We start from the raw sequence: 10,421 nt of genomic DNA on the forward strand, positions 1-10,421 counted from the left end.
GTTGGTCAGGCTTCTTTTAATGTTGGCTGTCACTTTGCAGCAAAGAGCTTTCATAATAGTTCAAGGATTGTCTTAAATGATTGGCCATACTTAAGGTGATTTGGCCATTTTGAAATAAATCTTGAACCGTTTCACGCTCAGCATCAAGTGCCTTCATGTAATATTCCTGCATTAGTTTTTGGTAATCTTTTTTACTTTGAGTACTTAGTTGTTTAATTCGTTGAAGTTTATTTAAGTACTCATGGTGCTTTTGATTGACGATATGTTTATGTAAGTCAATACCATCGCTAGTTCCATCAAGGCCTTTTTTATAAGTTCTCAAGAAGTCGATGGCGCCTTTGGTACTTTCTATTTCTAATTTAAGAATAGAGGTTTCACCAAGTAGCATTTGTTCAGGCTGCTGGTTGGATTTGATTCGCCAGAAAACTAAATTACCTTGACGACGCAAAATTGTCAGCATACGCTTAAGTGAGTTAACAAAGCCAGGTTGCAGAGCTTCTTTTTTAGTGGCGACAATTTTTAAGTAATTTCGAGCAAACCGCTCCGAAACCTCACCGTTTTTGACAGCTTGTTCAACTCCGTGGAGTTCACCGGCAATCGCTACTTCCTGAACTTGTTTTTCTAGCGTAGCATATAAACGATTGGTTTGATCGTCGTTTTGTTCTCGATAGAGGTAACGTAAGCGGGATTCAAACTCTTGAATTAAATCAGATAAAATCATATGATCCCGTTTGCTTAAGGTTTCCTGCTTTAAGACGAGAATCGCATGTTTGATCATCAATTTGCGAGCTTCTAATTCCGTTAAGTTGGAATCAGTCCCTTCAACGACTTGCTTATTGAGTAAATCAGAGTTAGCAGAACAATCATCCCCAACTAAAGCCAATCGTTTTTTCTGTTTGGTTAAGATTGGCAAAGTCACAGTGGCAACAATCAGGCTGGTTAAAATCACACCACAAGCCAGTGTGATGATCAGTGGTCGTTCTAAAAAGAGTTCTCCGCTAGGTAGGAAAAGCGGCATGGACATGATGGAGGCCATAGTAACAGCCCCCCTGACACCTGTTAAACCAGTCATTAAGGCGGTAATAAACGAAGGTTTATCATTTTTACCATTATTTTTACGTAAATAAGTGAGCCACATATACATGTACGACCACGCCACTCGAATCACCAATAAGAAAATCCAGATACACAAGATCCAGAAAAGTAAGGTGCCGTTGTGGATTAAGGGATTTTCAATCGTACCACGCATGGCAATTGGCAATTCGATACCAAGTAAAATAAAGACTAGACCGTTTAAAAGATAGACTAAAATATCCCACATTTTATTTGTAACGAGACGAACTTCGGAATGTTGACTTCTAAAAATAGGTGCTTGATTAATGGACAAAACACCAGCAGCAACAACGGCAATCACACCAGAAGCATGAGCCACTTCATCTGCTAAAATGTAAATGACAAAGGGGGTTAAGATTTGGATAGTCGTATGAAGAACCACATCCTGAATCCCTTGTTGAACTAGAAAAACACGTAAGAAGTGGGCAAATGAAATCAGTGCGATTCCAATTAAACCACCGACTAAAGCCATGTACATAAAATCGCCAGCGGCTTGTGTTACAGAGAAATGGCCGGTCATAAAGGCCGCCAAAGCATACTTAAAGGCGATTAGCCCACTGGCATCATTGATCAGACTTTCGCCACTGATTAAACTTAATATTTTAGGTGGTAATTTGATTTGTTCGGCAATCCCATGAACTGCTACAGGATCTGTTGGCGATAGGACGGCAACTAGCGCCATTGCCAAGGCCAAAGGAACCTCTGGAATCAACCAGTGAATAAAGAAACCACCAATCAGAGTGGTTAAAAGGACGAGCCAAATGGCATAAGCGAAAATAGGTGCTTTTAGTTCCCACAGCTCATTTTTAGGAAAGAGCTTGCCATCGTTAAATAGCAAGGGTGCCACAAAAAGCAACATAAACCAATCAGCTTCTAAGTTTATTTCAATATCAAAGACTAGCGCGATGATAAGTCCTACAGCAATTTCGATTAAAGCAGTAGGGACTGCGACTAAATAATGACTAATTATATTGGATATAATAACAAGAACTATCATCATGATACTTGCTACTAAAACATTCATACACATCACCTCTCATATTATTATATCAAATAAAAGTCAAAATAGGTCAATAATTGTTTGTTTTAATGTGAGATATTTGATAAATATTGTGTGACTAAAAAAGAAACAATAACAAATATTCAGATAGAGATGTTCATCGGTTATTGCATTAAAGGCGGATTTAAGATATAGTATTCGAAGGAAGATATGAGAAATGAGGAAATAGCGTGGATAAACAATCGATTTACGGCTTGACGATCAGCGACCTTCAAACTTGGTTTGAAGAACAAGGTGACAAAAAGTTCCGTGCTGCCCAAGTCTGGGATTGGCTCTATATTAAACGAGTAAAAACATTTGCTGAAATGAGTAATTTATCAAAAGAAACCATCGATTTATTAAAAGAAACCTTTGATATGAGTCCCTTAAACCAGGTGGTGGTACAAGAATCTCAAGATGGTACGATTAAGTATTTATTTGAATTATCCGATAAAAACATGATTGAAACGGTCTTAATGCGCCATGAATACGGTTTGTCTGTCTGTGTGACCACCCAAGTCGGGTGTAACATCGGCTGTACGTTTTGTGCCAGTGGATTATTAACAAAACAACGTGACTTGACGGCAGGTGAAATTGTCGCACAAATTATGCAAGTTCAGTTCTATTTGGATGAACGCGGCGATGATGAGCGAGTTAGCCATATTGTTGTTATGGGGATTGGCGAACCTTTCGATAACTACGATAATGTAATGAAGTTCTTATATATCGTCAATGATGCTAAAGGTCTGGCGATTGGCGCTCGCCATATGACGGTTTCAACCAGTGGTTTGATTCACAAAATTCGTGAATTTGCGGAAAATGGCTTACAAGTAAATCTAGCCATTTCATTGCATGCACCTAACAATGAAGTCAGAACGTCGATTATGCGAATCAATCGCAGTAATCCTGTTGAGAAATTAATGGCAGCTGTTGATGATTACATCGAAAAAACAAATCGTCGCATTACCTTTGAGTACATTATGTTGTCAAACGTCAATGATCGCCCAGAGCATGCCCGACAATTGGCTGAGTTATTAAAGGATAAGAAAAAGTTGACTTATGTCAATTTGATTCCTTATAATCCAGTTAGTGAACACGACCAATACAGTCGTAGTACTAAAGAAGATGTCTTGGCCTTTTACGATATTTTAAAGAAAAATGGCGTTAACTGTGTCATTCGTAAAGAACAAGGAACCGACATTGATGCAGCTTGTGGTCAATTACGCAGTAAACAAATTAAGAAAAAAGAGCGAGTAGCTCGTAAATAAAAAAAAGTGGCTCACAATCGTGGGCCACTTTTTTATTCTTTTAATTGTTTTAAGCGATAAATTTTAGATGGCCGTCCAATACCAGTGGGGCGTTCACCAATCTCAACAAAATAATCAAGCATGGCTTTTTTATAGTTGGAGTGGTCAATGCTCTTGTAATCAACGCCTAAAAATTTGGCAAAAACTTTACGGGCTTCTGTTATTGAAAAATCTTCTCCCAGAATTTGGAGCACTTTTGGTTCATGGTACATTTTATTAAGAACACGTTTAAAGGCTTTTAAAATGATTCGTTCATGGTCAAAGGCAAGTGTTTCATTGCCAATCGATTTCTCAGAGTTTAAATCTAAAATGATGGCATCGTGCTGGCCATTTTCTAATTTAAGCAAATGGCCTTCGCGGTTAATGGTAAACCATTTGGCAGCTTTGGCATCATCACCAGCTGTCAGTGGATTTTCACCAATAAAAGCCAAGTAACTAACCGTAATAACCCAGCCACGAGGGTCACGGTTAGGCGTGCTAAAGGTATGTAATTGTTCAATATTTTGAAAGTTAATAGCAACGCCAGTTTCTTCTTTAGTTTCTCTGATACAACTGTCTTCTGTTGCTTCATTCCGATTGACGAAGCCACCAGGAAGTGCCCAAGAATACTGGTAAGGATGGGTATTTCGTTGGACTAATAAAATTTTAAGCTGATCCTCGGAACGGTTATAACAGAGTAAAACATTATCAACTGTCACTGAAGGTGTTTCATACTTTGGCAGGTCTTGTTGAGAGTACCATACTAGAAATTCTTCTTCACTTGCTTCTGTTTCATAATAATGTTTTTCTGCTTGTTTAGAAGAAAAACGAGTCATGAGTCATCCAACCTTTCCATTACTTGAATTAAAAGTATTATATACTTTATTGTAACAGAAAAGCGCAGTGAGTAAAACAAGAAAAGCCTGGTTACTATTTTAGTGCACGTCGATATTGTCGAATTTTTTTTAAGGCCCAGTCATAATGACTGGATGTCGCGGAAACAAAGTAAGCACCTAAACTGGTTGTGTTTGTCCATGGATAGACTTTTTTTATAAATAATTCTTCATTCGTATGTCCTTCTATCAAGTGTAACATCTGTTGATGGCTTTCATCTAAGAGGGCTAAGGCCTCTATAAAACTGGTGGTTTGATAGTGTTCCCAGATAACCAAGTTCATGTCAGCAGTGGTTTTCCAGGTATAGCCTTCACGAGGCATAACAGGTTTTTCACCGTTCATACCGATCTCGTACCAGTTTTTCATCATTAATTGCCACTCGTGTAAGTGGACTAGGACGTCACGTATATTGCGATCTCGATCTTCAAATGGAAAGATGCCAATTTGTTCCTCGGGAGAGAATGAGTTGATTAAACTTAAGAGTTGTTGATAGTGGGCTTTGCTCAAGGTTAACAGTTCCTCTTTTGTTTTGGGGCGTGCCATGTTTAATCATCCTTTCGTAGGCTAATTTGATAACAAGCTTCTGTTACCCAATCTTCGGGAAAGATAGTTTCAGCAGGGGAGACATGAAAAATATTGAACATAGGACCGGTTAATTGATAGTCATTGACCTCCATCCAAATAGCAACTGCTTCAGCTACAAAGGGCATTTGCTCGTAGCTGCCGTTGAAAGTGACAGAAGCCACTAAGGTTACTGGAATTGTTTTAAACTGAGCCAGATCTGTATTTTCGTATGTCCCGCTAACGGTACTTTGGACTTCGGTGTCAATGTCTTGTTCTTGAAACTCTTCACCGTGGTAAAGCGTTAAGCCTAATGACGGTGTGGTTAGTTTTATTTGCTGTTTTTGGGATTCGTTTCCGAGAATTTCCCATAGCCGGCCTTCCTCCTCATAGGAAGTAATCACTTGCCTGACGCTGATAACCTGACGTTGAGGAATATTTTTTTCAACTACATGATAATGAGGAAGGGTGTTGCGTTTTTGAATAATATCTTTGGCCGAATCGATTAGTAGCTGTTGTCGCTTTAACTGGGCCAATTCGTCAGCGACTTCTTGCTGCCGAACTTCAAAGTAGCGCTCAGGTAAATCCTGTTGATTGATTAACATATCTTTAATAAGCCCTAAGGAAAAGCCTAATTCTTGAAGCTGTTTGATTTTGTTCACAGTCCCAAGTTGCGATGCTTGATAATAACGATAATCTGATTCGGCGTCAACCAAATGAGGCCTTAGTAAGCCAAGTTTATCGTAGTGACGCAACATTCGAACGCTTGTATTAGACAAGCGCGAAAACTCACCAATTTTAAACATGTAAACCACTCCTATAAGATGTTATTTTGTGATTAATTATACTATATACTCTGACATAGTGTGAGAGTCAAATAAAAGATAAAAAAAACGACTAAAGTTAATTAGTCGGTTAAGTCGGTAAGAACATTATTTTTCGCGAATGACTTCAATTTTATAGCCATCGGGATCAATAATAAAATAATAAGAAGGGGGGACACCAGGCAGTGCTTTTAAATCTGTTACATTAAAACCAGCAGCTGAGTGTTTGGCATGTAAGCCTTCTAAATCATCTGTTGCAATAGCAATATGACCGTAGCCATTGCCCAAATCGTAAGCGTCGTGATCATAGTTATAAGTTAGTTCTAGCTCATAACCGTCTCCAGGTAAGGTTAAATAAACTAAAGTAAATTTATTTTCAGGGAAGTCACGACGACGGGACTCATTAAAATCAAAAGCCTCTTGATAAAACGCCACTGAGGCTTCTAAATCTTTTACGCGGACACAAGTGTGTGCCATTTTCATAAGTAATCATCCTTTCAAGTTAACGGTTTACTCCTCTATTCTAGCACAGTGAGGATTGGGAATTCTAGTTAAATGATTGTTTAAAGGGAATGGAGAAAGAGGTTTCTTGTTGCACAGAAGTCTGGGATAACGTAAAATAGAGATAAAACTGAAGGGAACTAACTAAAGATGACCGATGTTCCAATTTTTGGCGAAAAAAATGTAGGAATTAATTATGTTGAAAGACATGGGGCTTATATCATTATTCAGAATCAAGAGGAGCAAATCGTCTTAGTTCAGGCGCCCAATGGAGCGTATTTTTTACCTGGTGGCGAAATTGAAAGTAGCGAGACTCAAGTGGAAGCGATTCATAGAGAAGTGAAGGAAGAACTGGGGTTTGAAGTAGAAATTGATAGCTATCTAGGTCAAGCTGATGATTATTTTTATTCCCGTCATCGTGATACTCATTTTCATAATCCCGCTTATTTTTTTTCGGCTAAAAAATGGCAACAAGCTTGCGTACCTTTGGAAGACTTTAATGTAATTGAATGGTTCGCAATTGAAGAAGCCGTTGAAAAGTTAAAGCGAGGCAGTCATAAATGGGCAGTTAAAGTGTGGTTAAGCAATCACTAGTAAGAGAGGCTAAGGACAAAATCCCTTAGCCTCTTAATTTTATGTTAATAAGCAAATTGTTGTTTATCAGGTATCAGAATTATGCCCAGGTTTCTATCGCATGGGCCACACCTTGTTCGTCATTGGATTTTGTGATGACGTCGGCGGCTTTTTTTGCGTTTTCGGAAGCGTTGGCCATTGCGACACCGATCCCAGCAAAAGTTAGCATATCCAAATCATTTTCATTATCACCAATGGCCATAATTTCCTCTTGTTTGATGTTTAATCTCTGTGCTAAATCACGGATTGCACGCCCTTTACTTGCCTCTTTATTTAGAAATTCAAAGAAAAATGGCATGCTATGAAGCATGGTATACTCATCGTATAGCTCAGCTGGAATTTGTAGAACAGCCTCTTTCAATAAGTCTGCTTTATCGACAAACATAATTTTACTAAAGGACGTCTTTGGCATCTCATCTAAAGGACAATATTGTAACGGCATCTGCGTTGCATAGGCATCAAAGACGGTATACTCACTAATCTGACGATTAGGAGTGTACATATGATTTCTGTCAAGGACATGCATCTTTAGCTTCAGCTTTTCCCCTAACTGAGTAATTTTAAGGAAATCAGCGTGGCTAAGAGTATGTTCGATCAAGGTTTTCTGATCGGAATTATGCTGAACTAAAGCGCCGTTGTAACTGATGGTGTATTCATTTTCTACATTTAGGCCAAGTTGCTCAACAAAAGGTAACATACCAATCATTGGACGGCCAGAACAAAGAACAATCTTAACTCCTTCTGCTGATTTTTTTCGTAAGGTATCAATGTTTTTTTGATGGAGTTGATGAGTTGAATCAATTAAGGTGCCGTCAATGTCGATGGCAATCAGTTTTATAGACAAAATAAAAAGCTCCTTTGGTAAACGTTTTTTGTGGTAGCATAGTTCTTTCTGAGACGTTACTGCCTGACGTAATAGACCTCTCAGACAAACAATTAAAATTTCTGGTGCTTGTAAGTCTGGTATTGATTGGGTTAAACCTATGAGAGACCCAATATATCTAATTAAGAGTATCAGATTATGGGCGTCTCAGGGCCCCATTATGAAGATAACCTGTAAACTCTGTGAATTCATCTGAGAATAAATTGGTTTTATCATTTTGTACCATTTCTTTGGGAAAGAAGAAGCGCTCATCACCATGAGTCTGACCTGCTAAAGCAGCTACAAGGTCACTGGCTTTTGATAATTCAATCAGACTGCCATCTTTTTCAATTAATTCAATCTGAGTTCGATGGTGTTTTTGATCAGGGCGATAGAAATCATATGGTAAATCATAGCTGGTATTAACAGCCGTATAGAAAGTTGGATTAAAACCGACTCTTTCGATAAGCAATTTTAACTCTTCAATTAAATCATCATCTATATCTGGTTGGAATCGAGCGGATTTAAATGGTCGACGGTTTAAGAAGCGAGCAGCTAGGTCGCTTAAAATTTGATCTTTATCATCTGTCCAAACAGTAAAGTAAGTGTTAAGGACTCCGTCATCCAATTTTAGGTAATCATCTAGGGAATAATTATCTTCAAAAAAAGGAATTAGTAAGCGTGAGTGGCCTTCATAATAGTGAGGATCTTCTTGATAGAGCAGGGTGCCTCTTTTTAGTAAATGATCGAGAATTACTTCCATAGCGCGAGAAACTGGGTGGAAATAAATTTGCATATACATTTGATAACGACTGACAATATAATCTTCTACAGCGTGCATTCCATTTGTCGAAAAGGTGATGCCTTCTTTGTAAGGGCGAATCACTCGTAAGATACGAGTCAAATCAAAGGTTCCATATTCTGTGCCAGTAAAGTAAGCATCTCGTAATAAATAATCCATTCGATCAGCATCAATCTGACTGGAAATCATTTGAACTACTTGAGGGTTCGGGTAATCTTTGCGAATAACGCTAGCGACTTTTTCAGGAAAGCCTTCTTCTACTTGGTTCAATATTTGAAAAACCTCTGTTTCTGGTGAGGTAATAATCATCATAGTGAATTCTTCATGATTGGTATTAAAGATTCCTTCAAAAGTATGGGAATAAGGTCCGTGGCCAACGTCATGGAGCAATGCGGCGCAAAGGGCTACCAAACGTTCACTGTCATCCCAGCCATTTTCCGGATCATCTTCAATCGAATAGTTCCGACGAAAAAGATCACAAATCCGTCGTGTTATTTCATAAACGCCAAGGGAGTGGCCAAATCGACTGTGTTCCCCACCGTGGAATGTAAAAGACGTGGTTCCTAGCTGTTTAATCCGTCTTAAACGTTGAAATTCTTTGGCATTAATTAAATCGAGAATCACTTGATGTTGGACGTGAATGTAATCATGGACGGGGTCACGAAAAACTTTTTCAATGGTAAGTTCCTGTTCTTTATAAGGGATGCTCAAGGTGTATCAACTCCTATCTGGATAATATCTGCATTGCGTCGAACCATCTTTTCAATGTTTTTTTCTAATTTAGCTGTTAATCCTTTTTTTAGTATAAAGGATTCAAGAGTAGCTAGTTGCAGCTGACTGTGACATGTGGAACGGAAAACCTCCATTATGCGGTCTTTAACGTCGTTGATTGTTAAAGGGGTTTCCAGTAAGTCGCTTAAATTGGCCATGGAATCGACTCTGACAGGTGGATAGCCATTTTGACCAAATTGCTCTTTTAATCCTTTTTGGTAAAATTTGCGAATCATTTCACCCCTTTGAGCTTGTGGCCCGTTTACACTTAGATAAATCATAACGGCTATGCCTTGACGAATTCGTCTTTGGGCGATGCCAGCAAATTTCCGTCCATTGATGCTCAAGTCATACTCGCCTGGACAATAAGAATCACTAATTTCTTTAGCTTCAATGATAACGGGAAAGTCAGAAAAACTGTCTTTTATCACCTGCCACATGATGTCGTAGGCTTCAGTAATACTGATTGTTTGATTCTCAGGAACAGGAATGATCAGTGAAACGTTTAAGATCCCTGCATCAGATACTACAGCTAATCCGCCTGAATTACGGGCAAGGTAACGATAACCATAGGCGTTTAAGATGTTTAACCCATCTGCCAGATAAGGCAATCGGGTATCTTTCATTCCCAGAATAACTGTTTTGTCATTTTCCCAAAAATGAAGAAAAGACTGTTGGCTGTCGCTAGCTTCATTTGTTAAAACGTCGGTATAAGCAAAAGGACTTAAAATATCAGACGCTGATGTCGATTGATTAAAGGTATAAAGGGGTGCTTGATTAAAAATAGTGTTAATTAATGTCATGTTATCATCATCTTTCTACGTGGAGACTTGCCAAAAAGGCACAAAAAAACTACTTCGCTTCTCATTATAAACGATTGAGCCTTAAAATGTGAGGATTTAAACTGGAAAAGCTTGGAATCTCAGGAAAGGTTAAACTTTCAGCTAAAATAAGGTCTGACTTGATAAATTCACTGAAAAACAGTACACTAATTTACATATGATTGGTAAGTGAACAAATGTAAAGTGGTTATTGCTCTTACAGCCTGAGATTGCTTAGAAGTAAGGGACATCGGACCAGCAAAGTAAAAGGAGAGCCGTTACTCTTACAATCTATGATTGCTTAGAAGTAAGGG

At 38.5% G+C, this 10,421-nt stretch carries 10 protein-coding genes; 2 read left to right on the forward strand and 8 right to left on the reverse strand.

The genetic code is table 11. From position 1 onward, the window contains the following. Positions 1 to 16 precede the first annotated feature (16 nt). Positions 17 to 2,137 carry a sodium:proton antiporter gene (locus RWN13_RS21550; RefSeq protein ID WP_314067883.1) on the reverse strand — a complete coding sequence of 707 codons (2,121 nt, stop codon included), beginning with the start codon at positions 2,135 to 2,137 and terminating at the stop codon, positions 17 to 19. 206 nt (positions 2,138 to 2,343) lie between these two features. Between RWN13_RS21550 and rlmN the strand changes: the two genes are divergently transcribed. Beyond that, positions 2,344 to 3,420, forward strand: a complete 1,077-nt coding sequence (gene rlmN / locus RWN13_RS21555; protein ID WP_314067885.1) for a 23S rRNA (adenine(2503)-C(2))-methyltransferase RlmN — start codon at positions 2,344 to 2,346, stop codon at positions 3,418 to 3,420. Positions 3,421 to 3,452: 32 nt separating this feature from the next. Here rlmN and RWN13_RS21560 read toward each other — a convergent pair whose 3' ends face one another. The 4 genes from RWN13_RS21560 to RWN13_RS21575 all read right to left on the reverse strand — a co-directional run bounded on the left by RWN13_RS21560 (position 3,453) and on the right by RWN13_RS21575 (position 6,200). Further along, a complete protein-coding gene (locus tag RWN13_RS21560) occupies positions 3,453 to 4,274 on the reverse strand; it encodes an NUDIX hydrolase (RefSeq protein WP_314067886.1) in 822 nt (273 codons plus the stop codon). Positions 4,275 to 4,368: 94 nt separating this feature from the next. Next, positions 4,369 to 4,875 (reverse strand): ClbS/DfsB family four-helix bundle protein, encoded by a 507-nt coding sequence (locus RWN13_RS21565; RefSeq protein ID WP_314067887.1) that lies wholly within the window; start codon positions 4,873 to 4,875, stop codon positions 4,369 to 4,371. Between the two features lie 2 nt (positions 4,876 to 4,877). Continuing rightward, on the reverse strand, positions 4,878 to 5,699 hold the full coding sequence (locus RWN13_RS21570; RefSeq protein WP_314067888.1) for a MerR family transcriptional regulator: 822 nt from the start codon (positions 5,697 to 5,699) through the stop codon (positions 4,878 to 4,880). A 126-nt stretch (positions 5,700 to 5,825) separates the two neighbouring features. Next, positions 5,826 to 6,200, reverse strand: coding sequence for a VOC family protein (locus RWN13_RS21575; RefSeq protein WP_314067890.1), 375 nt, complete (start codon positions 6,198 to 6,200; stop codon positions 5,826 to 5,828). Between the two features lie 168 nt (positions 6,201 to 6,368). On the opposite strand from RWN13_RS21575, the gene RWN13_RS21580 reads away from it, so the two are divergent. Continuing rightward, positions 6,369 to 6,812 (forward strand): NUDIX hydrolase, encoded by a 444-nt coding sequence (locus RWN13_RS21580; RefSeq protein WP_314067892.1) that lies wholly within the window; start codon positions 6,369 to 6,371, stop codon positions 6,810 to 6,812. A 79-nt stretch (positions 6,813 to 6,891) separates the two neighbouring features. Here RWN13_RS21580 and yidA read toward each other — a convergent pair whose 3' ends face one another. The 3 genes from yidA to RWN13_RS21595 form a co-directional block, all read right to left on the reverse strand. Then, positions 6,892 to 7,695 carry a sugar-phosphatase gene (gene yidA / locus RWN13_RS21585; RefSeq protein WP_314067893.1) on the reverse strand — a complete coding sequence of 268 codons (804 nt, stop codon included), beginning with the start codon at positions 7,693 to 7,695 and terminating at the stop codon, positions 6,892 to 6,894. Positions 7,696 to 7,870: 175 nt separating this feature from the next. Then, positions 7,871 to 9,226, reverse strand: coding sequence for an HD domain-containing protein (locus RWN13_RS21590; RefSeq protein WP_314067895.1), 1,356 nt, complete (start codon positions 9,224 to 9,226; stop codon positions 7,871 to 7,873). Further along, the gene (locus RWN13_RS21595; protein WP_314067896.1) at positions 9,223 to 10,089 is read right to left on the reverse strand and encodes a lipoate--protein ligase family protein; all 867 of its coding nucleotides are present in this window, start codon (positions 10,087 to 10,089) and stop codon (positions 9,223 to 9,225) included. The genes RWN13_RS21590 and RWN13_RS21595 overlap by 4 nt, the downstream gene beginning before the upstream one ends. Positions 10,090 to 10,421 lie beyond the last annotated feature (332 nt).

Origin of the sequence: uncultured Vagococcus sp., assembly GCF_963518325.1 — a bacterium.
Classification (GTDB): domain Bacteria; phylum Bacillota; class Bacilli; order Lactobacillales; family Vagococcaceae; genus Vagococcus_D.

Coding starts and splice junctions, on each gene's coding strand:
- RWN13_RS21550 (WP_314067883.1), bottom strand. CDS start 2,137: ATGAATGTTTTAGTAGCAAGTATCATGATGATAGTTCTTGTTATTATA.
- RWN13_RS21560 (WP_314067886.1), bottom strand. CDS start 4,274: ATGACTCGTTTTTCTTCTAAACAAGCAGAAAAACATTATTATGAAACA.
- RWN13_RS21565 (WP_314067887.1), bottom strand. CDS start 4,875: ATGGCACGCCCCAAAACAAAAGAGGAACTGTTAACCTTGAGCAAAGCC.
- RWN13_RS21570 (WP_314067888.1), bottom strand. CDS start 5,699: ATGTTTAAAATTGGTGAGTTTTCGCGCTTGTCTAATACAAGCGTTCGA.
- RWN13_RS21575 (WP_314067890.1), bottom strand. CDS start 6,200: ATGAAAATGGCACACACTTGTGTCCGCGTAAAAGATTTAGAAGCCTCA.
- RWN13_RS21580 (WP_314067892.1), top strand. CDS start 6,369: ATGACCGATGTTCCAATTTTTGGCGAAAAAAATGTAGGAATTAATTAT.
- RWN13_RS21595 (WP_314067896.1), bottom strand. CDS start 10,089: ATGACATTAATTAACACTATTTTTAATCAAGCACCCCTTTATACCTTT.